Annotated in this window: 21 protein-coding genes and 2 pseudogenes; 14 read left to right on the top strand and 9 right to left on the bottom strand. The window is 73.6% G+C overall.

Annotation, left to right across the window (positions count from 1 at the left end; all coding sequences use genetic code 11):
• Positions 1–29: 29 nt before the first annotated feature.
• A complete protein-coding gene (locus tag ACSNN8_RS39305; protein ID WP_436655796.1) occupies positions 30–914 on the bottom strand; it encodes an ankyrin repeat domain-containing protein in 885 nt (294 codons plus the stop codon).
• 82 nt (positions 915–996) lie between these two features.
• Between ACSNN8_RS39305 and ACSNN8_RS39300 the strand changes: the two genes are divergently transcribed.
• The 4 genes from ACSNN8_RS39300 (at position 997) to mmsB (ending at position 5552) form a co-directional block, all read left to right on the top strand.
• Positions 997–1470: a hypothetical protein gene (locus tag ACSNN8_RS39300; protein ID WP_436655794.1), complete on the top strand. Its 474-nt coding sequence runs from the start codon at positions 997–999 to the stop codon at positions 1468–1470.
• Between the two features lie 169 nt (positions 1471–1639).
• Positions 1640–2770: a multiple monosaccharide ABC transporter substrate-binding protein gene (chvE, locus tag ACSNN8_RS39295; protein ID WP_436655792.1), complete on the top strand. Its 1131-nt coding sequence runs from the start codon at positions 1640–1642 to the stop codon at positions 2768–2770.
• Entirely contained in the window at positions 2770–4302 is a 1533-nt protein-coding gene (gene mmsA, locus ACSNN8_RS39290) for a multiple monosaccharide ABC transporter ATP-binding protein (RefSeq protein WP_436655790.1), read from the top strand. The genes chvE and mmsA overlap by 1 nt, the downstream gene beginning before the upstream one ends.
• Positions 4299–5552: a multiple monosaccharide ABC transporter permease gene (gene mmsB, locus ACSNN8_RS39285; RefSeq protein WP_436655788.1), complete on the top strand. Its 1254-nt coding sequence runs from the start codon at positions 4299–4301 to the stop codon at positions 5550–5552. Before mmsA ends, mmsB begins: the two co-directional genes overlap by 4 nt.
• On the opposite strand, the gene ACSNN8_RS39280 is transcribed toward mmsB, so the two are convergent.
• On the bottom strand, positions 5479–6390 hold the full coding sequence (locus ACSNN8_RS39280; RefSeq protein WP_436655786.1) for an alpha/beta fold hydrolase: 912 nt from the start codon (positions 6388–6390) through the stop codon (positions 5479–5481). The two genes, mmsB and ACSNN8_RS39280, sit on opposite strands and share 74 nt — an antisense overlap.
• A gap of 437 nt (positions 6391–6827) precedes the next feature.
• Between ACSNN8_RS39280 and ACSNN8_RS39275 the strand changes: the two are divergent.
• Positions 6828–6911 (top strand): annotated as a pseudogene (locus ACSNN8_RS39275) (transposase); the annotation flags it as partial.
• 601 nt (positions 6912–7512) lie between these two features.
• Positions 7513–8106 carry a dihydrofolate reductase family protein gene (locus tag ACSNN8_RS39270; protein WP_436655784.1) on the top strand — a complete coding sequence of 198 codons (594 nt, stop codon included), beginning with the start codon at positions 7513–7515 and terminating at the stop codon, positions 8104–8106.
• Here the strand turns inward: ACSNN8_RS39270 and ACSNN8_RS39265 are convergent.
• Positions 8078–8818: a TetR/AcrR family transcriptional regulator gene (locus tag ACSNN8_RS39265; RefSeq protein WP_436655782.1), complete on the bottom strand. Its 741-nt coding sequence runs from the start codon at positions 8816–8818 to the stop codon at positions 8078–8080. The two genes, ACSNN8_RS39270 and ACSNN8_RS39265, sit on opposite strands and share 29 nt — an antisense overlap.
• An 85-nt stretch (positions 8819–8903) precedes the next feature.
• Here ACSNN8_RS39265 and ACSNN8_RS39260 point away from each other — a divergent pair, with 85 nt between their 5' ends.
• Complete coding sequence (locus tag ACSNN8_RS39260) at positions 8904–9767, top strand: NmrA family NAD(P)-binding protein (RefSeq protein ID WP_436655780.1); 864 nt, start codon at positions 8904–8906, stop codon at positions 9765–9767.
• 107 nt (positions 9768–9874) lie between these two features.
• On the top strand, positions 9875–11476 hold the full coding sequence (locus ACSNN8_RS39255; protein ID WP_436655778.1) for an alpha-amylase family glycosyl hydrolase: 1602 nt from the start codon (positions 9875–9877) through the stop codon (positions 11474–11476).
• Here ACSNN8_RS39255 and ACSNN8_RS39250 read toward each other — a convergent pair.
• On the bottom strand, positions 11460–13511 hold the full coding sequence (locus tag ACSNN8_RS39250) for a hypothetical protein (protein ID WP_436655776.1): 2052 nt from the start codon (positions 13509–13511) through the stop codon (positions 11460–11462). The two genes, ACSNN8_RS39255 and ACSNN8_RS39250, sit on opposite strands and share 17 nt — an antisense overlap.
• A gap of 127 nt (positions 13512–13638) precedes the next feature.
• Here ACSNN8_RS39250 and ACSNN8_RS39245 point away from each other — a divergent pair, with 127 nt between their 5' ends.
• Positions 13639–15957 carry an ATP-binding protein gene (locus tag ACSNN8_RS39245; RefSeq protein ID WP_436655774.1) on the top strand — a complete coding sequence of 773 codons (2319 nt, stop codon included), beginning with the start codon at positions 13639–13641 and terminating at the stop codon, positions 15955–15957.
• A gap of 39 nt (positions 15958–15996) precedes the next feature.
• On the top strand, positions 15997–16365 hold the full coding sequence (locus ACSNN8_RS39240; protein ID WP_436655772.1) for an STAS domain-containing protein: 369 nt from the start codon (positions 15997–15999) through the stop codon (positions 16363–16365).
• Between the two features lie 16 nt (positions 16366–16381).
• Here the strand turns inward: ACSNN8_RS39240 and ACSNN8_RS39235 are convergent, their stop codons facing one another.
• Genes ACSNN8_RS39235 through ACSNN8_RS39225 form a run of 3 tightly spaced genes read right to left on the bottom strand, consistent with a single transcriptional unit; the run spans position 16382 to position 19413 of the window.
• A complete protein-coding gene (locus tag ACSNN8_RS39235; RefSeq protein ID WP_436655770.1) occupies positions 16382–16972 on the bottom strand; it encodes a cadmium resistance transporter in 591 nt (196 codons plus the stop codon).
• Entirely contained in the window at positions 16969–17754 is a 786-nt protein-coding gene (locus ACSNN8_RS39230; protein WP_436655768.1) for a GNAT family N-acetyltransferase, read from the bottom strand. Before ACSNN8_RS39230 ends, ACSNN8_RS39235 begins: the two co-directional genes overlap by 4 nt.
• A 33-nt stretch (positions 17755–17787) precedes the next feature.
• The gene (locus ACSNN8_RS39225) at positions 17788–19413 is read right to left on the bottom strand and encodes a GMC oxidoreductase (RefSeq protein ID WP_436656731.1); all 1626 of its coding nucleotides are present in this window, start codon (positions 19411–19413) and stop codon (positions 17788–17790) included.
• A gap of 50 nt (positions 19414–19463) precedes the next feature.
• Here ACSNN8_RS39225 and ACSNN8_RS39220 point away from each other — a divergent pair, with 50 nt between their 5' ends.
• The 4 genes and pseudogenes from ACSNN8_RS39220 (at position 19464) to ACSNN8_RS39205 (ending at position 24671) form a co-directional block, all read left to right on the top strand.
• The gene (locus ACSNN8_RS39220) at positions 19464–20222 is read left to right on the top strand and encodes an alpha/beta fold hydrolase (RefSeq protein WP_436655766.1); all 759 of its coding nucleotides are present in this window, start codon (positions 19464–19466) and stop codon (positions 20220–20222) included.
• Positions 20223–20324: 102 nt separating this feature from the next.
• Entirely contained in the window at positions 20325–21749 is a 1425-nt protein-coding gene (locus ACSNN8_RS39215; protein ID WP_436655764.1) for a flavin-containing monooxygenase, read from the top strand.
• Positions 21750–22285: 536 nt separating this feature from the next.
• Positions 22286–22606, top strand: a complete 321-nt coding sequence (locus ACSNN8_RS39210) for a CATRA system-associated protein (RefSeq protein WP_436655762.1) — start codon at positions 22286–22288, stop codon at positions 22604–22606.
• Positions 22587–24671 (top strand): annotated as a pseudogene (locus ACSNN8_RS39205) (CATRA conflict system CASPASE/TPR repeat-associated protein). The gene ACSNN8_RS39210 and the pseudogene ACSNN8_RS39205 overlap by 20 nt, the downstream one beginning before the upstream one ends.
• 12 nt (positions 24672–24683) lie before the next feature.
• Here ACSNN8_RS39205 and ACSNN8_RS39200 read toward each other — a convergent pair.
• Entirely contained in the window at positions 24684–25307 is a 624-nt protein-coding gene (locus ACSNN8_RS39200; protein ID WP_436655760.1) for a hypothetical protein, read from the bottom strand.
• Between the two features lie 91 nt (positions 25308–25398).
• Positions 25399–26979, bottom strand: coding sequence for an FAD-dependent monooxygenase (locus ACSNN8_RS39195; protein WP_436655758.1), 1581 nt, complete (start codon positions 26977–26979; stop codon positions 25399–25401).
• Positions 26980–26986 lie beyond the last annotated feature (7 nt).

The following is a 26986-nucleotide window of genomic DNA, read 5'->3' as shown; positions in this document are numbered from 1 at the left end:
GCGAGTCTGCCTCACCTCCGGCGTCCCTGTCAGTCCGCGGGGTGCGGCCAGAACTCGATGGCGGGCAGCAGCACAAGACGGTCGGGCGGCCCGGTGAAGGCGCGCGCGTCACCAGGCTCGAGCCCGGCGAAGTCGGCGCAGTAGGCGAGCGGCTGGTGCTTGTGGAGGAAGGCGCGCAGCACCTCGTCGGCCGGGGCGTCCGGCGCTACCTGGCCGCCGCCGGGGTGCAGGTCCCAGGCGACGACGACACCGTCGCGGGCGATGTCGCCCTGGTTGCCGCTCTTCGGGTTCGCGTACATGCCGTAGGCGAAGGTCCCCGGGGTGAGCAGGGCGAGCACGCCCGGGGTCGACGCGACGTACTTGTCCCACTGCGTCACGACACAGCCACCCGGCACGTCGGTGACGCCGACGATCTCGTCGCCCTCGCCGTCGCCGTCCCACAGACTCTCGCGCCATCGGTCGAAGTCGCCGACCTCGGTCGGGGTGGCGCCGAGCCGCCGGACCGCCTCGGCCGCGTCGATGCCCGCGACGCAGGCGACGCTCATGCCCTCCAGGTAGGCGTCGCGCAGCACCTCGGTCACGCGTGCGGCGCGGGCGACGGCTGCCCGCTCGTCCTCGGTGAGCCCGGGTGCTCGCGCGGGCCCGAACAGCTCGGGCTCGGAGGCGGCGAGGGCGAGGCGCCCGGGCGACCAGCCCGCGATCTGCGCCCGCCACGGGTCGGCGCCCGCCGCGGCCAGTTCCCGCGCGACCTCCCACTCCCGGTTCATGACCGCCTCGAACAGCGCGGTCCGCCCCCAGTACAGCTCGTCGACGTCCGCCGCTTCCCCGATGAGCTGCCGTACGGCCTCCGGCGGCGCGCCGAACATCGCCGCGTCGTGCAGGTCCGGCGGTTCGGTCCAATCCGTGTCCCCCATGGCGATCAGTCTGGCAGCCCTTGACTCTCGAGCCGGTCGAGGGCTCAATCTTCAGCGGCTGTCTGCCGAGGAGGGCCGCGAGATGCCGGGAAACGACGCTGTCATCGCCGAGATCAGTGCTGCCGTGGAGCGGGGCCGGGCCGGCGACCGGGCGGGGGCGCGGCGCGCGCTGGAAGCGATGTGGGAGTCGGTGGGCGACGACGCCCTGCACCGGTGCACGGTCGCGCACTTCCTGGCCGACCTGCAGGAGTCGGTGGCCGACGAGCTGGCATGGGACGAGCGCGCGCTCGCCGCCGCCGGCCACCTGACCGACGAGCGAGCCCGGCAGTACGACAGTTCGTGGCAGGTGCGCAGCTTCCTGCCGTCGCTGCACCTCAGCGTGGCCGACGCGCACCGCCGCTGCGGCAACGTCGCCGAGGCCCGCCACCACCTGGCGGCCGCCCTCACCGACCTGGACGCCCTGCCCGACGACCAGTACGGCGCGCTCGTCCGCACCGGCGCCGAGAAGATCACCCAGGCCCTCGCCGACGGCTCCACCGCCCCGTTGGCCCCCTGACCGGCGCGCCTGGCCCATCGATGCTCGTGGGAGCGGACGAGATCTCGCTGTTATCGATAACAACATTGCCGCCAAATGTCGGCAACGTTGCGGGGAACGGTTGACACCCGTTCGTGTGACCGTTCACACTCGTCGCACCCCGCTCCGACGGACCCAAGGAGTTCCGCGCATGAGACTGTCCAGGATGGGTGCGGTGGTCTCTGCCGCCGTGCTCGCCGCCTCCCTGGCCGCCTGTGGTTCCAGCGAGAAGACCGTCGACAAACAGGCCGGCGCCGGCGCCGACAACGCGGGCGCGCTGATCGGCGTCACGATGCCGACCCGCTCGTCCGAGCGCTGGATCAGCGACGGCGATAACCTCAAGAAGCAGCTCGAGGCGCTCGGCTACAAGGTCGACCTCCAGTACGCCGAGGACAAGATCCCGACGCAGACGCAGCAGCTCGACAACCAGATCACCAAGGGCGCCAAGCTGCTGATCATCGCGTCGATCGACGGCACCGCGATCACCACCCAGCTCGAGAACGCCAAGGCCAACAACATCCCGGTCATCGCGTACGACCGGCTGATCCGCAACAGCCCCAACGTGGACTACTACGCCACCTTCGACAACTTCAAGGTCGGCGTGCAGCAGGCGACCTCGCTGCTCACCGGGCTCAAGGTGCTCAAGCCGGACGGCTCCGCGGGCGACGCCAAGGGCCCCTTCAACATCGAGCTGTTCGCGGGCTCGCCGGACGACAACAACGCCACGTTCTTCTTCAACGGCGCCATGAGCGTGCTCAAGCCGAAGATCGACGACGGCACGCTGGTCGTGAAGAGCAAGCAGACCGACTTCAAGACGGTCGCGATCCTGCGCTGGCAGGCCAAGACCGCGCAGGACCGCATGGAGAACCTGCTGACCTCCACCTACCGCGGCGGCGCCAAGGTCGACGGGGTCCTCTCGCCGTACGACGGGCTCTCGATCGGCATCCTGTCGGCGCTCAAGAGCAACGGCTACGGCACCGCCGCGCAGCCCTACCCGATCGTCACCGGGCAGGACGCGGAGCAGGCCTCGGTCAAGTCGATCATCCGTAACGAGCAGTACTCCACGATCTACAAGGACACGCGCGAGCTCGCCAAGACGACCGTCGCGATGGCCGACGCCGTGCTCAAGGGTCAGACGCCCGAGACCAACAACACCAAGGACTACGACAACGGCGTGAAGGTCGTGCCCTCGATGCTGCTCGAGTCGGTGATCGTCGACAAGACGAACTACAAGAAGGAGCTCGTCGACACCGGCTACTACACCGAGGCCCAGCTGAAGTAATGGACGACGTCATCCTCCGCATGCGGGGCATCTCCAAGACGTTCCCGGGCGTCCGCGCGCTCGACGACGTCAACCTGGAGGTGCTCCGCGGCGAGATCCACGCGATCTGCGGGGAGAACGGCGCCGGCAAGAGCACGCTCATGAAGGTGCTCTCCGGCGTCTACCCGCACGGCAGCTACCAGGGTGAGATCACGTTCGAGGGCGAGGAGTGCCGGTTCGCCGGCATCCGCGACAGCGAGCACCGCGGCATCGTCATCATCCACCAGGAGCTCGCGCTCGCACCGAACCTGTCGATCGCCGAGAACATCTTCCTCGGCAACGAGCAGGCGAGACGCGGGCTGATCGACTGGAACCGGACGAACGCGGCAGCCGCCGAGCTGATGCGCCGGGTCGGCCTGCGCGAGAACCCGGTCACCCCGGTGCTCGACCTCGGCGTCGGCAAGCAGCAGCTCGTCGAGATCGCCAAGGCGCTGTCCAAGCAGGTCAAGCTGCTGATCCTCGACGAGCCCACCGCGGCGCTCAACGACGAGGACTCGGCGCACCTGCTCGACCTGCTGCGCGGGCTGCGCGACGAGGGCATCACCTGCGTGATCATCTCGCACAAGCTCAACGAGGTGCTCGACATCGCCGACCGGGTGACGATCCTGCGCGACGGCCGGACGATCACCACGCTCGAGGCCGACGGGCTCACCGAGGACCGGATCATCAGCGGCATGGTGGGCCGCGACCTCGACCACCGGTTCCCGCCGCGCGAGCCCAAGATCGGCGAGGAGGTGTTCCGGGTCGAGAACTGGACCGTGCACAGCCCCACCCAGCACGGCCGGCTGCTGGTCGCGGACGCGAGCCTCACGCTGCGACGCGGCGAGATCGTCGGGCTGGCCGGGCTGATGGGCGCCGGGCGCACCGAGCTGGCGATGAGCATCTTTGGGCGCGCGTACGGCACCGGGATCAGCGGGCGGATCTTCAAGGACGGCAAGGAGATCCGGTTGCGGTCGGTGCGGGAGGCCATCGAGCACGGCATCGCGTACGCCACCGAGGACCGCAAGCGGTACGGGCTGAACCTCATCGAGGACATCAAGCGCAACGTCTCCGCCGCGGCGCTGGGCAAGCTCGCCCGGCGGGGCTGGGTCGACGACAACGAGGAGTACCGGGTCGCCGAGTCGTACCGCCGCAGTCTGAACATCAAGGCGCCCGGCGTCTCGAGCGTCACGGGCAAGCTGTCCGGCGGCAACCAGCAGAAGGTAGTCCTGTCCAAGTGGATCTTCACGGACCCGGACGTGCTGATCCTCGACGAGCCCACCCGCGGCATCGACGTCGGCGCCAAGTACGAGATCTACACGATCGTCAACCGGCTCGCCGAGGAGGGCAAGGCGATCCTGCTGATCTCCAGCGAGCTGCCCGAGCTGCTCGGGCTCTGCGACCGCATCTACACCCTCTCGGCCGGGCGGATCACCGGTGAGGTGCTGCGCGCCGAGGCCACCCAGGAAGGGCTCATGACCCTCATGACCGCCGGACAGGAGGTACGCCGGTGAGCGTCGCCCCGACCAACGCCGACCTCGCCCTCGGCGACAGCGGCCCCGCCGTTCCCGACGACCGCGGGACCGGCCGGCGCCGCTCGATCAACCTGCGGCAGAGCGGCATCTACATCGCGTTCGCCGCGATCGTGCTGCTGTTCACGATCCTGACCGGCGGCGACATGCTCGCCCCGCAGAACATCAGCAACATCATCGTCCAGAACTCGTACATCCTGATCCTCGCGATCGGCATGATCCTGGTGATCATCGCCGGGCACATCGACCTGTCGGTGGGCTCGATCGTCGCGGCGACCGGCGCGGTGTCGGCCGTGCTCATGGTCAACCATGACGTGCCCTGGCCCCTCGCGGTGCTGATCACACTGCTCGTGGGGGCGGCGATCGGCGCGTGGCAGGGCTACTGGGTGGCGTACTTCGGCATCCCGGCGTTCATCGTCACGCTCGCCGGCATGCTGCTGTTCCGCGCGGTCACTTACAACATCCTCGGCAACCGCGGCATCGGGCCGTTCCCCGACGAGGTGCGCACGCTGAGCAACGGCTTCACCGACGGCTACCTGGGCAACGTCGGGCTCGGCGCGCTCGGCGGGGCCGACCTGTTCAGCCTGCTGATCGGCATCGCGGCGGTGGCCGGCATCGTCGTCACGCAGTGGCGCTCGCGGGCCGCCCGGATCAAGTACGGGCAGGTCGTCGAGCCGTTCCCGCTGTTCGTCGCGAAGATCGCGGTGGCGGCGGTCGTGATCATGTTCGTGATCATCCAGCTCGCCCGGTTCCGCAACCTGCCGTGGGTGCTGGTGCTGCTGGCCGCGCTCGTGCTCGGCTACTCGCTGCTGACCAACCGGGCGGTGTTCGGCCGTCAGATCTACGCGGTCGGCGGCAACCTGCAGGCCGCGACGCTCTCCGGCGTCAAGGTCAAGTCGGTCGTGTTCTGGATCTTCGTGAACATGGGCGTGCTGTCCGCGCTGGCCGGCATCATCTTCGCGGGCCGGCTCAACCAGGCCAACCCGACCGGCGGCGACCAGTTCGAGCTCGACGCGATCGCCGCAGCCTTCATCGGCGGCGCGGCCGTGCAGGGCGGCGTCGGCAAGGTCGTCGGCGCCATCACCGGCGGCCTGATCATGGGCGTCATCAACAACGGCATGAGCCTGATCGGTGCCCCCAGCGAGCAGGTCATGCTCGTCAAGGGCGCGGTGCTGCTGGCCGCGGTGGCGTTCGACGTGTGGACCAAGCGCCGCGCCGGAGCAAGTCGCTGATCGCCTCGGCCACCGCCGCCGGGTTCTCCTCGGCCATGTGGTGGCCCGACTCGATCGGCACGCCGCGGATGTCGGCGGCCCACTCGCGCCAGATCGCGAGCGGGTCGCCGTACAGCTCCTCCATGTCGTCCCCCGTGGACCACAGGAACAGCGCCGGACAGGCGATCGTGCGCCCGTGCGCCCGGTCGTCGAGCTCGTGCTGCCGGTCGACACCCAGCCCCGCGCGGTAGTCCTCCAGCATCGCCCGGACCGTCTCCGGGTCGCGCGTGGCCGCCCGGAACTCGTCGTGGTTCGCGGCGCCCATCCGCTCCGGGCTGCCCGTGTACCAGGCGTCCGGGTCGGCGAGGATGGCCCGTTCCGGCTTGCCGGGCTGGGCGTAGAAGAACCAGTGCCACCACGCCTCGGCGAAGCGCGCGTCGCACCGGGCCAGGGCCTCGCTGATCGGCACCCCGTCCATCAGAACCACCCTGCGTACGGCCGCGGGGTGGTCCAGGGCCAGCCGCATCGCCACGTAGCAGCCCCGGTCGTGCCCCGCCGCCGCGAACTCGGCGTGGCCGAGATGCCGCATCAGGCGTACGAGGTCTCCCGCGACCGCCCGCTTGGACTGCTGGGAGTGGTCGGGCCGGATCGCCGCCTTGCCTGACCGGCCGTAGCCGCGCATGTCCGGGCACACCACCGTGAACCCCGCCTCGACCAGCCGCGGCGCGACCCGGTGCCACGTCGATCCCGTACGCGGGTGGCCGTGCACGAGCAGGACCGGCGGCCCGTCCCCGCCGTGCCGCACCCGCAGCGCCACCTCACCGACGTCGATCCGCTCGTCCACGAAACCCTCGAACACGCCGCTCCCTCACCTGATTCTGTTGTGACTTCAGAGGAGCCGGGCCAGAGGCCCCCCCTCTCCGTCTTGTCACCGTTGCCGGCTGGCGCGTGCCGCCTGCCCGGACAGCGCGCAACGACAGGACGACGATGGCTTGCATCACACCGGGCCGTTGCAGGTCACCTGTGGCGTCGAGACCCACAACGCAGAGGTGATCGACCCGGTCGGCAGGGTCCTGGCACAGGATCTTCCTGCCGACGCCACTGGCTCCGGCCCCGCGCTACGCGGGGAATCAAAGGAACCGCCTACGGCGCTGGACTTGCCCGCCACCTGCTCGCCGAACACCTCGACGTCATCCACATCGGCCGGCCTCAGCCGCAGAACCCGGCCCCCTGCACGGCAAGTCGGACACGATCGACGCCATGCGGCAGCCACAACGGCGCGGCCGGAACAGCGTTGCCCTGCTCTGCGGCATCGCCCCACTCCCCGCTTCCTCCGGCGGAACCCGCCGGCACCGCCGCAACCGCGGCGGCGACCGGCAAGTTCCTCCGACAGAATGCGCCGGCACCGCCTCGACTGCGGCGGAGACCGGCAAGCCAACGCCGTCCTCCACACCGTCGTGCTCTCGCCTGCGCTGAAACCTCCGCACCCGCGACTACCTGCAACGACGCACCAAAGACGGCCCGCCCCAAAATGTCGATCATCCGGTTGGCCACCGCCTCCCCCGCCCACCCAAGGGCAGGGGAGCGACCCTACGCCGCCGCGGCCGCTGTCGGCTCGGGTCGTCCACAGGGCGCGGGGTCGGTCTTCACGTCGTCCACAGGGCGCACTGTCGGTTCTCTTTTCGTCCACGGGACGCGCGGCTCGTCCTTGGCTCGTCCACAGGGCGCGGGGTCGGCCAGCGGGCGCGCCGACGTCGTTGGCTCGTCCACGGGGCGTGCGGCGGTCTTGAAAATCGTCCACAGGATGCGCGGTTCGTCGACAGGGCGTGCGGCCGGTTCTCGGATCGTCCACAGGCGCATGGTCGGTCCTCGGGGCGTCCACAGGGCGGCCCGCCGGAGAAGAAAATCCGTCAGGATGTCGAGACGGCGACGGCTGCTCCGACCCTGAGAGGAAAGAGCGGGACACGAGAGGAGATCGGCCATGGGTAAGGTCACGACGGGCGCTTCGATGTCGATCGACGGGTACATCGCCGGGCCCGGGGAGAGCGGCTTCGACCTGCTGTTCCAGTGGTACAACAACGGCGACGTGGAGGTGCCCACGGCCATGCCGGGGCTGACGATGCGCACGTCGGCGGTCAGCGCCGGGCATCTCAAGCGGCTGTTCGAGCGGACGGGCGCGCTGCTGGTCGGCCGGCACCTTTACGACTTCACGAACGCGTGGGGCGGCCGGCACCCGATGGACGTGACCACGGTCGTGCTCACGCACCGCCCGCCGGAGGACCGGCCCCTGGCTGACGAGAACTTCGTGTTCGTGACCGAGGGGATCGAGGCGGCGGTGGCCCGGGCCAAAGAGATCGCGGGCGACCTGGACGTGGGCGTGAACGGTGGTCAGATGGCGCGGCAGTGCCTCGACGCCGGTCTGCTCGACGAGATCCACGTGGATCTGGTGCCGGTGCTGCTGGGCGCCGGCACGCCGTTCTTCGACGGGCTGGCCGGTGGCCCGGTGCGGCTGGAGGGTCCGGTGGAGATCGTCCCGGGCGACGCGGTCACGCACCTGCGCTATCTGGTGCGGTAGCCGGCGCCGACCCGGCTCGCAGGTGGGTGAGCGAGCGGGTGAGCCACTCGGCCAGGAGCGCGCGCTCGGCGTCGGTGAGCGCGGGCAAGTCGGCGAGCACGGTGCCGAACGTGACCGCGGCGGCGACGGGCCCGGGGTCGTTCCGAGCCGGGGCGGTGGTGAGGATGCCGGCGGCCACGGCGTCGAACATCGCGTCGGCCAGGCCACTGTCCCGGGCGTCCGCGGGCATGCCGAGCAGCGCCAGTACGGTCCCCGTGCCCGCGGCGTGGATCATCGACACGGCCCGGTCCTCGTCGACGCGGAGCGCGCCCGCGGCGGCCACCCGGCGTACGCGTGCCCGCAGCACCTCGATGCCCGTCGCGGTGGCGGGGGAGTGTTCGCGTTCGGGGTTGGTGAGCAGCGCGTACAGGCCGGGGTTGGCCAGCCCGAAGTCGACGTGCGCGTGCCAGGCGGCGCGCAGGTCGGCGACCGGGTCGTCGCGCTCGGCCGCCGCCTGCTCGGTCTTGGCGGCCACGTACGTCGCCATGACGTGCTCGGCGACCGCGTCGATGAGCCCGTCCTTGTCGCCGAACAGCCGGTAGATCGTCGGGGCTTGCACGCCCGCGGCCTGCGACACCGCTCGGGTGGTCACCGCCCGCGCGCCCTGCTCGCGCAGGAGCAGCGTGGCGGCCTCAACGATCCTGGAGCGAGCGTCGTCGCGCGTCGGAAGCATGTAGCGATGATAACAGTCACTTGTTAGCAAGTGGATTAGCGGTGATAACGTGAGTGGCATACCAACGGAAACAAGGAGTCCCGCCATGATCGTTGTCACCGGTGCCACCGGCCAGCTCGGATCCCGCATCGTCGACCGCCTACTCGACCGGGTGCCCGCCGAGACCGTCGGCGTCAGCGTCCGCGACGTCGCCAAGGCCTCGTCCCTGGCAGCCCGCGGGGTTCGGGTGCGCCGCGGCGACTTCACCGAGCCCGGCACGCTGGCCGACGCCTTCGACGGGGCCGACCGCGTGCTCGTGATCTCCGCGTCCATCCGCGGGGCCGCGGCCGTCGACGCCAACAAGGCAGCCATCGACGCCGCCCGCGCGGCCGGCGTCCAGCGCATCCTCTACACCAGCCACCAGGCGTCGTCCCGAGACTCGCTGTTCGCGCCGCAGCTCACGCACGCCGTCACCGAGGAGTACCTCGCCGAGTCGGGCGTGCCGTTCACCGCCCTGCGCAACGGCTTCTACGCCGGCACGATCGGCTACTACCTGGGCGCGGCGCTCGAGACGGGCCGGTTCGCGCTGCCCGCGGACGGCCCGGTCTCGTGGACCGCCCACGACGACCTGGCCGAGGCCGCCGCCGTGGCGCTGGCCGACGACGGCGTGCTCGACGGCGTGACCCCGCCGCTGACCGCCGCCGAGACGCTCGACTTCGAGGCCGTGGCCGCCGTCGTCAGCGACCTCACGGGCCGCACGATCACCCGGGTCGTGGTCGGCGACGACGAGTGGAAGTCCGCCGCCGTCGCCGCCGGCATGCCGGCCCCGGCCGCCGACTTCACGCTGGGCATGTTCCGGGCCTCCCGCCGCGGCGAGTTCGCCGTGACCGGCCCCGCGCTGGAGAAGCTGATCGGCCGCCCGACGACGACCGTCCGCTCGGTGCTCGAGGGCCTGCTCGCCGGCCGCTGACACACCTCGCCGGCCGGATGCGGCCGCGCCTGCCGACGGGCGGGTGTGGCCGTGGCGGCCGGATGAAGGCCCGAAAGGGCCGCGCGGCCGCCGATAGCATGTCGACCATGGGGCGCGAGTGGCTGGCCGACGCGGTGATGTACGAGATCTATCCCCAGTCGTTCGCCGACTCCGACGGTGACGGCGTCGGCGACCTGCGCGGGGTCATCGAGCGGCTCGACCACATCGCGTCGCTGGGGATCGACGTCATCTGGTTCAACCCGTGCTTCGCGTCGCCGTTCGTGGACGCCGGCTACGACGTGTCCGACTACCTCACGATCGCGCCGCGGTACGGCACCAACGAGGACATGGCCGAGCTGGTCGCGAAGGCCCGCGAGCGGGGCATCCGGGTGCTGCTCGACCTGGTGGCGGGGCACACGTCGATCGAGCACCCGTGGTTCCAGCGGGAGCTGGCGGCCGACGGGCCCGACCCCGGGGGCGACCGCTACATCTGGTGCGAGCAGCTGCCGCAACGGTCGTGGACGCGGGACATGCCCGGCACGCCCGCCTGGGTGCGCTCGCCGGGGCCGCGCAAGGGCTATTACCTCAAGAACTTCTACGACGAGCAGCCCGCGCTCAACTTCGGGTGGGTGGCGCGCCCGCAGAACGAGCCGTGGCGGGACGCGATCGACGCGCCCGGGCCGCGGCGCAACCGGCAGGCGCTCCGGGACATCATCGCCCACTGGCTCGACCTGGGCGTGGCCGGCTTCCGCGTCGACATGGCGTTCTCGCTGGTCAAGGACGAGGAGCTCACCCAGGGGTACGCCGAGACGGTCGCCCTGTGGCGGGAGCTGCGCGAATGGCTCGAGCAGGCGTACCCGGACGCGGTTCTCATCCCGGAGGGCGCGGAGCCGCGCACGGGTGGGCCGCTCGCCTTCGACGCCGACTTCTTCCTGGTCATCCACGACGCGCACGCGAGCCTGTTCAACAACCATTACGCGGGCCGGCTGCCGTTCCAGGCGCCGCGCGAACCGTTCTTCGACGCCGAGGGCAGGGGCAGCACGAAGCCGTTCCTGGACGCCTGGGCCGGCGCGCGCGACGGCCACCCCGACCGGCCGATCATCCTGGCCACCGCCGACCACGACTTCGACCGGCTCTGCTGCGGCCCGCGCACGGCCGAGCAGCTCGGCGCGGCCCTGGTGTTCCTCTTCACCTGGGGCAGCGTGCCGTGCCTGTACTACGGCGACGAGATCGGCATGCGGTACCTGCCCGGGCTGCCGGACGTCGAGGGCTCGATCTGCAACCCCGGCTACAACCGCGCGGGCTGCCGCACGCCGATGCAGTGGGACGACGGGCCCAACGCCGGCTTCTCCACCGCCGACGCGGCGAAGCTCTACCTGCCCATCGACCCCGACCCCGAACGCCCGACCGTCGCCGCGCAGGAGAACGACCCTTCGTCGACGCTCAATTTCGTCCGCAGGCTGATCGCCCTGCGCCGCGCCACCCCGGCGCTCGGCACCCGCGCGCCGACCCGCGTCGTGTCGGAGGGCTACCCCCTGGCGTACGTCCGCGGCGACTCCCACCTGGTCGTGGTGAACCCGCGCCGCGAGCCCGCCACGCTGCCCGTTCAAGCCCCGCCGACGCAGATGCTCGCCGAGGGCGTCGACGTCACGCCGACCGAGCTGCGGCTGGCCGGTTTCGGTTACGGCATCTTCACGCTCCCGGCTTAGCCACCCCCGGCGGAGTCGGATCCGGCGCGGGGCCCGAGGGGCTTGCGCTCGGAGGGGAGGTGGCCGGCGGAGCGGAGTCCGCTGCCGTGCCGGACGGGCTCCTGCTGGGGAGGGGTGTCGCCGGCGGAGTCGGATCCGGCGCGGGGCCCGAGGGGGTTGCGCTCGGAGGGGAAGCGGCCGGCGGAGTGCAGTCCGCTGCCGTGCCGGACGGGCTCCCGCTGGGGAGGGCTGTCGCAGGCGGAGTCGGATTCGGCGCGGGGCCCGAGGGGCTTGCGCTCGGAGGGGAGGTGGCCGGCGGAGCGGAGTCCGCTGCCGTGCCGGACGGGCTCCTGCTGGGGAGGGGTGTCGCGGGCGGAGTCGGATTCGGCGCGGGGCCCCAGGAGGTTGCGCTCGGAGGGGAGGTGGCCGGCGGAGCGGAGTGCGCTGCCGCGACTGAGGGAGTCCCGCTGGGAAGGGCCGTCGCAGGCGGAGTCGCATCCGGCGCAGGACCCGAGGGGATCGCGCCCGGAAGGGCTGTTGCCGGAGCGGTCCCCGGCGCCGTGCCCGAGGGGCCGGCCTGCGGAGGGACCGCGGTGGGAGTGGTGTTCGTTGCCCTGCCCGAGGGACTGGCGGTCGGAGGGACCGCGGTTGGAGGGACCGCGGTCGGAGTGGTGTTCGTTGCCCTGCCCGAAGGACTGGCGTGCGGAGGGACCGCGGTTGGAGGGACCGCGGTGGGAGTGGTGTTCGTTGTCCTGCCCGAGGGGCTGGCGTGCGGAGGGACCGCGGTGGGAGTGGTGTTCGTTGTCCTGCCCGGGGGGCTGGCGTGCGGAGGGACCGCGGTCGGAGTGGTGTTCGTTGCGGCGCCCGAGGAGGTTGCGTGCGGAGGGGCCGTCGCCGGAGTGGTGTCTGAGGGGGTCGTGCGCGGGAGGGGCGGCGCGGGAGGAGGGGAGTCCGAGCCGGAGGTCGGCGATGGGGTGCCGCCGGGATGGGTGGTGCGGGCGAGGGTGTGGAGGTCGTCGGCGTCCCAGGGGAGGCCGTAGCTGCCGGCCAGCCAGACGAAATCGCCGAAGGAGGGGCCGGCCAGGTGCCACGTCGGGACGGCGGCGGCCAAGGCTCGGACGACGTGGTGCTGGCGGTCGGTGAACGCGTCGGAGGGCACCGGGCCGGTGGGGAAAGCGCGGCGCAGGAGCTCTCGGGTCACCGGCAGGGCCTGCGGGCCGGTCACCGAGGCCAGGCGCCGGAGGAGCAGGTCGAAGGCCTCGGCGGACTCGTCAGGCATCACGAGGCGCAGGGACAGGGCGGCCAGCCCGGGCAGGTCGCCGCCCAGGTGGGGCACGTCGGCGGGCTCGCCGTGGCCGGACCAGCGCAGCAGCTCGTCGACCACGGGCCGGGGCACGCCGCGGCCGTGCTGCCGGGCGAGGGCGACAGCCGCCGCGCCCCGCACCAACGGCCGGGCGTCATCGAAGGCCCGGGCCAGCGGGCGGGCGTCGTCGAAGGCCCGGACCAGCGGGCGGGCGTCGGCCGCTCCGAGCAGGCCCAGCGACAGCGCGGCGGTCGCCGCCACCGCCGGGTCGGCGTCGGCCAGCAGCGGCTCGAGCGCGGGAACGCTGAGCTCGGCCTGCGCGGGGAACCACCCCAGCGCGTACGCGGCCGTCTTTTTGACCGGGGAGCCGAGCAGCTCGATGAACAGCGGCACACCCGCCGCCACCGCGGCATAGGCGCGCAGCTCGACATCGGCCTGCAGGCGGCGGGGGTCGCCGTCGGGCAGGTAGGCGTCGTCGGAGCCGATCGCCAGCGCGACGAGCAACGTCAGCAGCTCGGCCCGCCCGGGCGTCGCCGGCTCGGCCATCGCCTCGAGCAGGAACGTCGCCGCGGGCGCGCTCGAATCGTAACGCGTTCCCTGGTGGACGATGCTGCCGTCCAGACGGGAGAGGGCTTTGGTGCGCGCCTCGGCGTCGGCCGACAGCAGCGCCCGCAGGTGGGCGGGCACGTCCGCGGCCGAGCCGTAGGCATGAGTGAGATCCGGCCAGGACACGTCATCCAGCGTTTCGAACACGCCGAGAACCTACAGCGACCCCCTGACATTTTCGGCGCGTGCGCACCGGGCACGAACAAGCGCCGGGCATCACCCGATCTGCTGACGGCGCGGGCGTGCGGGGCGGCGGGCGATTACGTTCGAGCCGGTGAAACACAACACGGAGCAACCCGAGACGCGCCGGCGCCGGGGCAACCTGCCGGCCGAGCTGTCGAGCTTCGTGGACCGCACCCGCGAGCGCGCCGAGCTCAAACGGCTGCTGGCCTCCTCGCGGCTGGTCACGATCACCGGGATCGGCGGCGTGGGCAAGACCCGGACGGCGATCCGCGTGGCGGCCGAGGTGCAGCGCGCCTTCCCCGACGGGGTGTGGCTCGTGGACCTCTCGGCGATCTCGGAGCCGGGGCTGATCGCCGAGGCCGTCGGTCAGGCGCTGGGCGTCCACGACCAGACGGCCCGCCCGCAGCCGCTCTGCGTGGCCACGTACCTGCGGTCCCGGCGGCTCCTGCTGCTGCTCGACACCTGCGAGCACCTGGTCCACGAGTGTTCGGCGCTGGTGGAGACGCTGCTGCGGGCCGCTCCGGGCCTGCAGGTGCTCACCACGAGCCGCCAGCCGCTCGGTGTGGACGGTGAGCACGTGTTCCTGCTGCCGCCGCTGCCCGTGCCGGACCCGGCCGCGTCGCCCGCGGACCGCGAGGTGGACGGCGCGGTGATGCTGTTCGCCGAGCGGGCCGCCGCGGCCGCGCCCGGCTTCACGCTCACGCCCGCCAACCAGGACGCCGTGGCCCGGCTGTGCCGCCGTCTCGACGGGATCCCGCTGGGCATCGAGCTGGCGGCCGTGCGCACCCGGGCCCTGCCGGTCGAGCGGATCGCCGAGCTGGTCGACCAGTGGTACACCGACGAGGCGGGCCTGCTCAGCCGGGCCGGCGGCGGGCGGCACTCGTCGCTGCGCAAGGCGATCGACGGCAGCTACGAGCTGTGCACCGCGGGCGAGCGCATGGTGTGGGCGCGGGCGTCCGTCTTCGCCGACGGCTTCGACCTCGAGGCGGTGCAGGAGGTGTGCGGCGAGTCGCTCGGGCTGGTGGCCGGGCTCGTCGACAAGTCCATCCTGCTGCGCGAGGGCGCGGGGACCCGGGTGCGCTACCGGATGCTCGACACCATCCGGGAGTACGGGCTGGAGATGCTGCGCGCCGCGGGGGAGGAGCCGGAGGTGCGGCGCCGGCACCGCGACTACTACCTGCGGCTGGCGCTGCGGTTCGACGCGCAGTGGTGCGGCCCGGACCAGGCCGCGTGGTGCGAGCGCCTGACCCTCGAGCACCCCAACCTGCGTACGGCGATCGACTTCAGCCTCGCCGACCCGCGCGAGCGGCAGGGCGCCCTCGAGCTGGTCACGGCGCTGCGGTTCTTCTGGTTCGCGTGCGGGCACCCGCGCGAGGGCCGGCACTACTTCGAACGGGTCTTCGCGCTCGGCCCCGAGCCGGGCCCGGTGCTGACCCGGGCGCTGGGGACGTGCGCGTGGATCTGCGTGCTCCAGGGCGACATGGAGGCCGTGGCCGCGTACGTGGACGAATGCCGGCCCCACGCCCAGCAGCAGGGAAGCGTCGCCGCGGCCGGCTGGCTGGCGTACATCAGCGGGATCGCCGCCACGCTGAGCGGCGACGCCAGCCGGGCGCTGGCCTCGGTCGAACAGGCCGTGCGTCTGCACGCCGACGGGGGCGACTCGGGCATCGGCCTGTTCATGGCGCTGGCCGCCCAGTGCGTCACGCTCGCCTTCCTCGGCGAGACCGACCGCGCCGTGGCGGTCAACGTGGAGAACCTGCGGCTGTGCGAGCAGCGCGGCGAGCGGTGGGCACGCTCGTACGGCGAATATGTCCGCTCGGTGGCCGAACTGGCCCGCGGCGAGCCCGGCGCCGCGATCGTGCACGCCCGTGCCGCGCTGCGCATCAAGCGGCAGCTCAGCGACCACGGGGGCAGCGCCATGGCGATGGACGCGCTGGCGGCGGCCACCGCGGCGATCGGGGACGCGGAGCGGGCCGCCAGGCTGATCGGCGTCGCGCACCGGCTGTGGGAGGCGGTGGGGCTGCCGCAGATGGGCTCGCCGGATCTGAGCGCGAGCCGTGTGCTCGCCGAGAAGCAGGCCCGCGACGCGCTCGGCGACCGGCGGTTCGAGGCGGCCCTGGCCGAGGGCGCCGGGTTCGAGTTCGACGCCGGGGTGGCGTACGCCCTGGACGAGCGGCCCGTACGTCCGGCGCAGCCCGGCACCGCCCCCGAGTGGGCGCCGCTGACCAGGCGCGAGCGTGAGGTGGCCGAGCTGGTGGCGGGCGGGCTGACCAACCAGCAGATCGCCGACCGCCTGGTCATCAGCCGGCGCACCGCCAACACCCACCTCGAGCACATCCTGACCAAACTGGACTTTTCGGCCCGTACCCAGATCGCGGCCTGGGTCGCCGCGCGGATATCGGTCAGGTGACCGATTCGGATTACTTGCCACGCGACGACCATTGCGGGCATGACCGTCGATCACACCTGCCCGTCGCTGCTGCACCTGCACACCACCGAGGAGGGGCCGGCCGCCGTGGGCGTCACCGTGACCGGGGAGCTGGACGCGGGCAACAGCAACTGGCTGCGCGCGTGGGTCGCCGACACGGTCACCAGCCGGCACCCGGCCACGCTGACGCTCGACCTGAGCAGCCTGCACTTCATCGACGTCGCCGGCGTGCGCACCCTCTACGAGCTGCACGCCTCCGCGGCCGCCGCCGGCTGCGCCCTGACCGTCGGCCCGGCGCACGAGGCCGTCCGGGTCACGCTGTCGCGGCTGGGCCTCGACCCCGAGTTCGGTCCGCGCGCCACCCCGGCCGACCGGAGCGGCCGCGCCTGAGCCCGTCCCGGCCGGGTCAGAGCCCGAAGGCGCCACCCTCGACGAGGATCGCCACGCCGAGCCCGATCAGCACGACCGGCAGGACGACGTGTCCCCACCGCGACAGCGCCTCCGCGACCGGCGCCCGGGTGGCCAGCAACCAGCCCGCCGCGCACCACACCGCCACGCCGATCAGGAACACGGTGACGTAGACGCTCATCGCGCCGGCCCCGGCGACGGCCAGCACGGGCACGTAGACGCCGATGTTGTCGCCACCGTTGGCGAACGTCACGGTGGCCACCTGCAACGCGCCCGGAGCGGCCCTCGCGTCGCCGGGATCGTCGTCGTCGCGGTGCCGCCACGCGGCGAGCGCGGCCTTGACACCCAGCGCCAGCGGCAGCAGACCCAGATACGGAATCACCGGATCGGGCAGCAGGCCGGCTCCCAGGGCGCCCAGCACCGACGCGGCGAGGATCCCCAGAAAGCCCAGGTACTGGCCGGCGACGATCCGCCAGGCGCGGGCCCGGTCGGCGCCCGCCCGGCCGAAGAACACCGCGAGCACGACCAGGTCGTCGATGTTGGTCACCGCGAACATGCCCGCCGCCTGGGCGAGCAGGGACCAGCTCACCGGGGCAGCCACTGGTAATGCGTCGAGGTGGTGATCTGGTGGAAGCCGAGCCGGCGCAGGATGGGCGCGCTGGCCGGGGACGCGTCGACGTGCAGCAGCCGGAAGCCGCGGGCGGCGGCCTCGCGGGCCCGGGCGGCGACCATGGCGCGATAGAGGCCGCGTCCGCGCCAGCCGGGCACGGTCGTGCCGCCGAGCAGCGCCACGAACTCGGAGCCCGGGTGGTACACCGCCCAGGCGGAGCAGGCCACCCGCTCGCCCGCCTCGGCGACCAGCACGGTGATGTGGCCGGGATCGGCCGACACCCGGCCGGCCAGGTCGTCCGCGACCCAGGAGCAGTCGAAGCCCCACACCTCGGTCTGCTGGTCGGCGATCCGGCGCAGGTCGCCGGGCTCGGTGACCTGCCGCAGCACGATGCCGTCGGGCACGACCGGCTCGGCTGCCACCTCGGCGGCGAGCCCCAGCAGCACCGCCGACGGGTCCTGCGGCTCGAAGCCGGCCGCGCGCAACCGGTCGGGAAGGTCCACGGGCAGGTCGTGGCCCCGCACCTTCCACTCGACGCCCTCGCCGCGGGCCGCGAAGTAGTCCCGCTGACGCGCGATCAGACGGTCGAGCTCGGCGCCGGTGACGCCGACGTCGCGGGGCGCCCGGATCCGGCCCATGTGCGCGCCGACGACCCGCAGGATCGGGCCGTCGTGCTCGTACGTCACCCCGGACGGGACGGCTCCGGGCGGCATGCGCATCTGCGCGTCGTAGGCGGCCAGGAGGGCGGCGGTGTCGACCATGGAGACATCGTGCCCGGTCCGGCCGGAACCCGCCTACAGGCGCAGTTCGCCGGGCGCGCCGACCGGCACGACCGGGTGGCGTGGGGCGACAGCGGACAGGCGGCGGTACGGCGCTCCCAGCGGCGGTCGCGGGTCGGGATCACCGGCGTTGGGCCAGAACGACAGCGCCCGCTCGGCCATCGCAGTGATGGTCAGCGACGGGTTGACGCCCAGGTTCGCGGCGACCGCGGAGCCGTCCACGACGTGCAGCCCCGGATGGCCGAACAGGCGGTGGTACGGGTCGATCACGCCGTCGGCGGGAGTCGTGCCGATGGCGCAGCCGCCGGAGAAGTGGCCGGTCACGGGGCGGCCGGTCAGCTCGGTGAGCGCGCCGAGCGGGACGCCGTCGATCTCGTGCGCCAGGCGGCGGGCCGCGTCGTGGGCGGCGGGCACCCATTCGGGGTTCGGGGCGCCGGCTCCCTGGCGGGTGCGCAGCCGTCCGCGACGGCGGTAGACGGTGACGGAGTTGTCGAGCGACTGCATGGCCAGCAGCACGACAGTCTGCTCCGACCAGCGGCGCGGCGAGGCGTGCAGGCGCAGGTTGCGGGGGTCGCGGATCAGCCGGCGCAGACCCGCCAGCAGGCGCGAGCGGCCGCCGGCGTCGTCGACCAGCACGGTGGACAGCAGCGCGAGCAGGTTGCTGCCCCGGCCGTAGCGGACCGGCTCGATCTGCGTGTCGGAGTCGAGGTGGACCGACGAGGTGATGGCGACGCCGCGGCTGTAGTCGGCGTCGCGGCGGCGGGTGCGGGCGCCCAGGATGGACTCGGAGTTGGTGCGGCTCAGCTCGCCGAGCCGCGGCGACACGCCGGGCATCCGGTGCAGCAGGCGCTGGGTGCCGAGCGCGCCGGCGGCGAGGACGACGTGCTCGGCGGTGAGCGTGCGACGGCGGACCCCGCCGGTGCGGTGGGTGCGCACGGCGTGACCGCCGCCGGGCAGGGGGCGTACGGCATCCACGGTCGTCATCGGCAGGACGGCTGCGCCCGCGCGCTCCGCCAGGTGCAGGTAGTTCTTGACGAGCGTGTTCTTGGCCCCGACCCGGCAGCCCGTCAGGCACGAGCCGCAGAAGGTGCACGGCTGCCGGGCAGGCCCGGCGCCACCGAAGTAAGGATCCGTGCCGCCGGTGGGACCGAAATGGACACCCACGGGCGTACGCCGGAACGTCCCGGCGACCCCGAGCTGCGCAGCCACGTCGCGCAGCGCCCGGTCGGCCGGCGTCTCCAGCGGGTTCTCCGTGACGCCGAGCATGCGCCTGGCCTGGTCGTAGGCGGCCGCGAGCTCGGCGTTCCAGTCGGTGATCCCGGCCCAGCGCGGATCGGCGTAGAAGCCGGCGGGCGGCTCGTAGAGCGTGTTGGCGTAGCCGAGCGAGCCCCCGCCGACGCCCGCGCCCGACATGACCATCACGTTGTCCAGCAGGGTCAGCCGCAGGATGCCGAAGCAGCGCAGCGCGGGCGCGTAGAGATAGCTGCGCAGCCGCCAGGACGTGCGGGGGAACTGGTCGTCGGCGAAGCGGCGCCCCGCCTCGAGCACGCCGACCCGATAGCCCTTCTCGGTCAGCCGCAGCGCGCTGACGCTGCCGCCGAAGCCGGACCCGACGACGAGGACGTCGTAGTCGTACGCCATGGCGTACGGTGACACCGCTGTTGGCGATGTGTCAACAAGGAGGCGTCGTCGTGAACCACCACCGGGAGGGCAGCGGGAGCCCGCTCGTTCTCGTGCACGGGCTCGGCAGCCGCCGGCAGGTGTGGAGGCCGATCCTGCCGGCCCTCACCCGCCGGTTCGAGGTGATCGCGGTCGACCTGCCCGGGTTCGGCGCCACGCCGCCCGATGGCGGGCCGGGCGACGTCGCGCACCTGGCGGACCGCCTCGCCGCGTTCCTCGCGACGCTCGGCGTGACCCGGCCGGCGGTGGGCGGCAGCTCGCTCGGCGGCGCGGTGGCGCTGGAGCTCGGGCGGCGCGGGGTCGCGCGGTCGGTGACGGCGTTCGCGCCCATCGGCTTCTTCGGCCGGGCCGGGGCGCGATGGTGCCAGGGCGTCGTCGGCGCGGCCCGGGCCGGGGGAGCGGCGATGGGTCCGTTGCTGCCCAGGCTGCTGCGGACGGCGGGTGGACGGGCGGCGGTGTGCGGGATCTTCTACGCGCGCCCGGGCCGGCTCGACCCGGACGACTGCATCGCCGACGCGCAGGCGCTGGTGGCCGCGCCCGGGTTCGCGAGCGCCTGGAGGGCGGTGGCGGACTGGCGGTTCGCGGGCGCGGGCGGCGTGCCGGTGACGATCGCGTGGGGCACGCGCGACCTCGTGCTGCCGTACCGCCAGGCCGCGCGCGCCCGGCGGCTGCTGCCCACGGCCCGGCACGTACGGCTGGACGGCTGCGGTCATCTGCCCTTCTCGGACGACCCCGCGACGTGCGCGCGGCTGCTGCTCGAAGCGGGCTGAGCCTGTTGGCACTGTGTCAACAGGCTGCTACGTTCGGGCCTACGTCGTGTCGTCCAGGCAAAGGCGGTCGGCCGTGAGCTCGTCCACAGTGGTTGACCCGCGGTGAGGCCGCGCGTCCTGATCGTCGGCGCCGGCTTCGGTGGGGTCGCCGCGGCCGCCGCGTTGCTGAAGGCGGGCTTCGACGACGTGGTGCTGCTCGAACGGGCCGACTCGATCGGCGGCGTGTGGCGCGACAACGCGTACCCCGGCTGTGCCTGCGACGTCCCCGCGCCGCTGTACTCGTACTCCTTCGCCCCGAATCCCGGCTGGACGCGCCGCTACCCCGCCCGCGAGGAGATCCTGGCCTATCTGCGCCGGACCGCCGACGCGCTCGGCGTGACCCGGCGGGTCGTCCTCGGCGCGGCCGTGACGTCGGCGACCTGGACCGGGGACCACTGGACGGTCCGCACCGCCGACGGCCGCGACTTCGAGGCGGACGTGCTGGTTCCCGCCGTCGGCCAGCTCGGCAACCCCGTCCTGCCGCCCATCCCCGGCACGTTCGCCGGTCCGGCCGTCCACACCGCCCGCTGGAGCGACGACCTGCCCGTCGAGGGCGCCCGCGTCGGCGTGATCGGCACCGGCGCCAGCGCCATCCAGCTGGTCCCCGCGATCGCCGGCCGGGCCGCGCACGTCACCGTCTTTCAGCGCAGCGCCCCCTGGACGCTGCCCCGCCCCGACACCCGCTACGGCGCGGGCCGCCGGCACGCGTACGGGAAAGCGCCCTTCCTCATGCTGCTGCCGCGCGCCGGCGTCTGGCTGCTCACGCTCGTCGCCGGCCGGGCCCTGCTCGGCGGCCGGGTGGCCGGCCCCCTGGTGCGGACCGCCTCGCGCGCGCAGCGCCGCCTGCAGGTGCGCGATCCGGCCCTGCGCGCCCGGGTCACGCCCGACGAGCCGATGGGCTGCAAGCGGGTGCTCTACACCAACGACTGGCTGCCCGCCCTCGCCCGCCCCGACGTCACGCTGGTCACCGAGAAGGTCCTCGAGCTGACCCCGACCGGCGTACGCACCTCCGACGGCGCGACGCACGACTGCGACCTGCTGGTCTACGCCACCGGTTTCGCCGCCACCGACTTCCTGGCCGGCATCGACGTCACCGGCGCCGGCGGCCGCCCGCTCACCCGGGAGTGGGCGACCGGCGCGTACGCCCACCTCGGCATGACGGTGCCCGGCTTCCCCAACATGTTCCTGATGTACGGGCCCAACACCAACACCGGCAACACGTCGGTGCTCTACTTCCACGAGCGCCAGGCCGCCTACCTGGTCCAGGCCGTCCGGCGGCTGGCAGCCGGGTCGGGTCCCCTGGAGGTACGCCGCCGGGTCGCGGCCGCCTTCGACACCGAGATCCAGCAGCGCCTGTCCCACAGCGTCTGGACCGGCTGCCGCAGCTGGTACCGCAACGCCGCCGGCCGGATCGTCACCAACTGGCCCGGCTCGGCCGCCGAGTACCGCCGCCGGGTCGCCCGCCTGCGCCCCTCGGACTTCACGTAGGCCGGGTCCGCCTGGCGAACGACACCACGAACACCGTGGACGGCACCCAGCCCGCCGGCGTGGCGACGGCCAGCCACCAGTCGACCAGCGTGCCGTGGGCGCTCGCGCGTTGGCGTACCAGGTGGTCCGCTGCCCCAGCGGGACGAGCGGCACCATCGTTTCGACCGCATACAGCGCCGGGCGAAGCACCGGACCCGGCCCTCGCCGCAGACGTCGCGCCGACGGGTGCGGTCTGGTCGGTGCAGGAGAAGCCGTCGACGAGGCGCACGAGCCGCCGATCGTGCACTGGTGCAGGGAGAGGACCGGGCCCCCGGGATGGTCGAAGGTCGCGCCGTCCGCCCGCACGGTGGCGCTGCGGAAGCGCACCGAGCCGGCGAGCGCAGCGGGAACTCCACCGTCATGCCGGCCAGGTCGAGGCGGCCGCGCACGACAGCGTTGCGCAGGTGCAGGCCGCGGTAGCGGCACGGCGGTTCAGCCGGAACGGGTCGGAGGATCGGGGGAGAGCGGCCGCGGGAGGTGGTGGCTAGAGTCCCGGCATGGCTTGGGACGACGAGACCGTCCGGGACGCCGTCGACGTGTTGCAGGACCTGGTGCTGTGGGAGATGTCGGCGCAGCGGTGGGAGCACGTCGAGGCGACCCTGCACCGGATCGAGCGGGCACTGGCGGACGGCGACGCCGCCGAGCTGCGGGAGGCGGTCGCCGAGCTGGAGGTCAGCGGGCCGGTGCGGATCCTGCGCATCGGCACGCGCACGACGACGGGAATCCCGCCGCGGACGCTGGACCGGCGCAACGCGCTGGTGCACGCCCTGACAACCGCGCGTACGGCCGAGGACGAGCGTGGCCGGCAGCCTCGTTGAGCCGGAGCTGGTCGTCCACCTGTTCGCGCCGCTCGACGGGCCCGACGCGGACACGGCGCTGGCCGGCGTCCGGCGGCTGTGGGCCGCCTGCCGGGACCAGCTCGGCATGGTGCAGCCGATCCGCGAGACCGGACTGTCCACGGTGCTGCCCGACGGCCCGGCCGAGGGCCCGGTCGCGGCGCTGCAGGACGTACGGTCGGACTTCCAGGCGATCGCCCGGCGCGAGCACGACGTGCTCAACGTGTCGCTGGCGATGGCGGCGCCGCACGCCCTGCCGGGCCCCGGCGCTTCGGTCGCGCCGGGCTGGCGGGAGTTCACGCGGTGATGGGAGGCGCTGGGCGGGGGAGCGGGGCTGCTCGGCACGGCGATCGTCCACCTCGGCAGGACCGGCGACGCCGGCGCGGCCGAGGTGCGCGCCGAGCTGCCCGACCGGGCGGACGACGCCGACCGCTGGTGGGAGCGGCGCTTCGAGGTGGGCGGCTTCGCGGCGTGGGAGACCACGGCGGCAGGGCCGTACGCCGCCCGCCGGATCGTGCTGCTGGCGGGGCTGGGCGAGGACGAGGAGCTGAGCCGGTTCGCCTGGAGCGACGGCGGCACGGCGCTGCCGCCGCTCGGACGCTACCTGCTGCACGCCGCGAAACTGCGCTACCAGGCACGGGTGCGCGGCGACGGGCACGACCTCGCCCGGCTGCAGCAGCGGGCCGTCGAGCACCTCGGCAGCGGCGCCGCGGCGGACATCGCCGCCGATCGCGTCGAGCTGGCCGGCGCGCTGGCCGCGCTGACCCGCATGCGCCGTACGGTCGAGATCGCCCGCGCCAACATGGCCAGGGCCCTGCCCGAGCCGCTGCCCGCCGACGCCGAGCTCGCCGGCTGGCTCACCGACCAGCTCGGCGACGACACCGCCTATCTCGAGGCGACCCGCGACCAGGTCGAGCGGGTGTCCGCAGTGATCGGCGGCCCCGAGCGTGCCCCCGCGCCCGAGGCGCCGCCGGGCACCCGCATCGAGTACCGCGTCGGCTTCGGCGTGGACGTGGTCGCGTACAGCTCCCGCACGACGCCGCAGCAGCGGCAGGTGCAGTCCCGGGTCGCCGCCCTGACCGGCCGGGTCCTCGCGGGGCTCGGCGTGGACCCGGCCGAGACCGACCGGCAGCCCGCCGGCGACGGCCTCATGGTCGTGCTGCCGGCGCGCGTGCCGGCCGCGCAGGCCCTGCCGCAGCTGCTCAACGGCTGGCGCGCCCAGCTCGCGGCCGACAACGCCGCCCACCCGCACGACCGCATCCGGCTGCGGCTGTCTGCCGGGCTGGGCCCGTTCACCGCCGCGTCGCTGGGGTTCACCGGCACCACCATCATCGGCATCGGGCGGCTGCTCGACAGCGGCCCGGTGCGGCAGGCGGTCCGCGACCACCCGGACGCCGACCTGGTCGCGATCGTCTCCGACCGCATCTATCAGGACGTGGTCGGCGAGGGCTATCCCGGGTTGTCCGCCGACCGGTTCACGCCGGCCGACGTCGAGGTCAAGACGTTCCAGGGCGCGGCCTGGCTGTGGACCGGCGGCGCCACCCCGTCCCGGCCCGCCGCGGCGCCGCACCCGGCGCCCGGCCGCGAGGTCTTCGTCATCCACGGCCCCGGCAACCGGGCCGGTGAGGCCGTTCTCGGGCTGCTGCGCGGTCTCGGGTTGCGCCCGCTCGGCTGGGCCGACGCGGTGGCCCGCACCGGCAAGCCCTCGCCCCGGCGCGACGAGGTCGTCGGCGCGGGGCTCGAGGCGGGCCCGGGCACCGTCGTGGTGCTCACCCCGCCGGACGTGCAGGGCCGCACCGAGGTGCTGCTGCGCGCCGACCGGGCGCTCGCGCTCAGGCCCGACCGGACGATCCTGGTGGAGATCGGCGACGTCGGCCGGGTGCCCGACCTGGACGGCCGCGAGGCCGTGTGCCTGCGGGACGGCTCCGCGGAGGCCCGTACGGTCTTCGGTCAGCAGCTCGCGCAGCGCCTGCGCGTCGTCGGCTGCCCGGTCGACACGAGCGACCCGGGCTGGTCCGACCCCGCCCGATTCGACGGCCTGACCTGATCGACCGGCGGCTCAGAAGCTGTCCAGGGCCGCGCGGAGCACGTCGGTGAGGCGGTTGGCCGCCTGGGTGCCGGACAACCGTCCCCGGTGGATCACGGTGAGGTCCTCGACGGCGCAGGCGGGCGGGGTGCAGTCGACGGCGGCGGCGAGCGCGGGGTGGCGGCCCGCCCAGGCGATCAGCGCGCCGGTCAGCTCGCTCTCGAGCACCTCGGGCGACATGCCGGTGGCCAGCGTGGGCAGCAGCTGCTGGCGGTCGGTCCAGAACGACCACACCTTGGCCTCGTCGATGAGCTGCTCGACGGGGTCGGTGCGCAGGTAGCGCAGCGCGATCTGGATCGAGTCGCAGCCGCCGTCGCTGATCAGGTCGTCGACCATGCGGTGGCGGGCGTGGGCGCCGGCCACCTCGTAGAACGTGCTGCGGCAGCCGCCCTCGGCCGCCGCCACGATGGTCTTCCAGGTGAGCGGGGGGCGCGGCTCGGCCTCGAGCAGCAGCGTGGCGGCCCGGTAGTAGATGGATTTCGTCCGCCAGTGGTTGCGGCGCGGGGAGGTGCTGCCGGAGAGGCGGCCCACCCAGCGGCCCACCACGGTGTGGTCGAAGCGGTCGAAGGTCTGCGGTGCCGCGGGTGCCGTCGTCATCGCCCTCGGTCCTCTGTTTCGTCGCGATCCCAGCACAGGCGGGGAGGTTCCTGCGCCCTCCGAGCCTCCCCGGGCGGCGGCGCCCGCCGCATCACGCGTTCACGGGGTCCTGCGCCTCGGCCTGCAGCGAGTGGCCGGTCACGACGTCGAGCACGAGCTCCCACCGCGACGGCGGAGCGGCCGCGCGCCACGCGACGTAGTGGTCGGGGCGCACGAGCACCAGCCGGCTGCGCCAGCTCGCGCGCAGCACCCGGTCGTCGATCCGCAGGTACGCCATCGGGATGCCGCGTGTGACGGCGGTGTCCACGAGCGGCGCGCCGCTGCCGTCAGCGGTCAGGTCGATCAGGGTGAGCTGCGGCCCGAGCAGGTCGAACAGCTGCTCGCCGCCGCCGAGGCGCACGGCCGGCAGCCGGGTGCCCGGGCGGGTGGTGGCGGCCGGCCCGGTGCCGTCGCGCCACACCACCGCCGACGTGGCGTGGTCGCTGCCCGGCGAGGTGCCGGCCGGGTCCAGCTGCGGTGGCTCGGCGCGCAGCACCCCGGCCAGGTAGTCGTGCGAGGCGCCGGCCGCGGCCAGCCGCCCGAACCGCTGCCGGGTCTCCAGCGACCGGAACAGCATCTCGCGTTCCAGCACGGCCTGCTGCCGGCGCTCGTCCTCGTAGCTGCCGAGCAGCCCCGGCCCGCCCCACCGGCCGATCGCGGCGGCCAGCTTCCAGCCGAGGTCGACCGCGTCGGCCAGGCAGGTGTCCACGGTGGCGCTGGGCGGGTGGAACCGGTGCGCGGACTCGCCGACCAGATAGGCGGTGCCCCGGCGGTAGGTGCGGGCGATGCCCAGCGCTTCCTGCCACTGGTCGAAGCCGACCACCTCGGAGGCGTCCACACCGAACCGCTGCAGCAGCGCGAGCGGGTCGGTGACCGCCGCGTCGTCGGGGCCGAGCGGCACGTGCCCGATCCATAGGTCGTCGCCGGAGCGGCGGGTCAGCGCCATGCCGTCCGCGATGATCGTCGACGGCCCGGGGAAGGGGTGCGGCAGGCTGCTGCTGCGGAAGTACACGGTGCAGTGGTGCGCGGGCGCCATGGCGTCGTCCAGCGGCACCCCGAGACACCGGCGTACGGTGCTCCGGGCCCCGTCGCAGCCGGCCAGGTGCTCGGCCTCGATGACGTGCCGGGTACGGGTGGCGCCGTCGAGCACCGTCGCCGACGTGCGCGCGGGCTCCAGGCGCAGGTCGGTGAAGGTCCAGCCCTCGCGCAGGTCGACCAGCGGGTGGGCGCGCACCGCGTCGCGCAGGCACGCGGCCAGGTCCGTGCCGGCGACCAGGGCGTACGGCTCCACCGGCGCGCTGCCGTCGGCCCGGCGCGCGTACCGGCGGCGCAGGTCGTTGGCCGAGGGCACCGGTGTGATCAGCACGGGGGGCTCGCCGACCGCCTGGCTCCACACGACCGCCGACGGGCTGTCCGGGTCGACGGCCTCGCAGCGGATCCGCTCGGCCAGTCCCAGGCGGCGCAGCAGCTCCATGCCGCGGCCGCTGACCAGTGTGAGCCCGGGATCCGCGGGCGGGCGCAGCGCGCGTTCGACGACCGTGCTGCGCACCCCGTGGTGGGCCAGCTCCAGGGCGAGCACACAGCCGGCCGGGCCGGCCCCGACGACGAGCACGGGCGTACGCGTTGCGGACATGACGATC

The sequence above is a fragment of the Actinoplanes sp. URMC 104 genome (assembly GCF_051386375.1).
Taxonomy (GTDB): domain Bacteria; phylum Actinomycetota; class Actinomycetes; order Mycobacteriales; family Micromonosporaceae; genus Actinoplanes.
This window is presented reverse-complemented; position numbering and strand designations above follow the sequence as displayed.

Excerpts from the sequence above, each read along its gene's own strand:
- ACSNN8_RS39305 (WP_436655796.1), bottom strand. The coding sequence starts at position 914 with ATGGGGGACACGGATTGGACCGAACCGCCGGACCTGCACGACGCGGCG.
- ACSNN8_RS39300 (WP_436655794.1), top strand. The coding sequence starts at position 997 with ATGCCGGGAAACGACGCTGTCATCGCCGAGATCAGTGCTGCCGTGGAG.
- chvE (WP_436655792.1), top strand. The coding sequence starts at position 1,640 with ATGAGACTGTCCAGGATGGGTGCGGTGGTCTCTGCCGCCGTGCTCGCC.
- mmsA (WP_436655790.1), top strand. The coding sequence starts at position 2,770 with ATGGACGACGTCATCCTCCGCATGCGGGGCATCTCCAAGACGTTCCCG.
- ACSNN8_RS39270 (WP_436655784.1), top strand. The coding sequence starts at position 7,513 with ATGGGTAAGGTCACGACGGGCGCTTCGATGTCGATCGACGGGTACATC.
- ACSNN8_RS39265 (WP_436655782.1), bottom strand. The coding sequence starts at position 8,818 with ATGCTTCCGACGCGCGACGACGCTCGCTCCAGGATCGTTGAGGCCGCC.
- ACSNN8_RS39260 (WP_436655780.1), top strand. The coding sequence starts at position 8,904 with ATGATCGTTGTCACCGGTGCCACCGGCCAGCTCGGATCCCGCATCGTC.
- ACSNN8_RS39255 (WP_436655778.1), top strand. The coding sequence starts at position 9,875 with ATGGGGCGCGAGTGGCTGGCCGACGCGGTGATGTACGAGATCTATCCC.
- ACSNN8_RS39240 (WP_436655772.1), top strand. The coding sequence starts at position 15,997 with ATGACCGTCGATCACACCTGCCCGTCGCTGCTGCACCTGCACACCACC.
- ACSNN8_RS39230 (WP_436655768.1), bottom strand. The coding sequence starts at position 17,754 with ATGGTCGACACCGCCGCCCTCCTGGCCGCCTACGACGCGCAGATGCGC.
- ACSNN8_RS39225 (WP_436656731.1), bottom strand. The coding sequence starts at position 19,413 with ATGGCGTACGACTACGACGTCCTCGTCGTCGGGTCCGGCTTCGGCGGC.
- ACSNN8_RS39210 (WP_436655762.1), top strand. The coding sequence starts at position 22,286 with ATGGCTTGGGACGACGAGACCGTCCGGGACGCCGTCGACGTGTTGCAG.
- ACSNN8_RS39200 (WP_436655760.1), bottom strand. The coding sequence starts at position 25,307 with ATGACGACGGCACCCGCGGCACCGCAGACCTTCGACCGCTTCGACCAC.
- ACSNN8_RS39195 (WP_436655758.1), bottom strand. The coding sequence starts at position 26,979 with ATGTCCGCAACGCGTACGCCCGTGCTCGTCGTCGGGGCCGGCCCGGCC.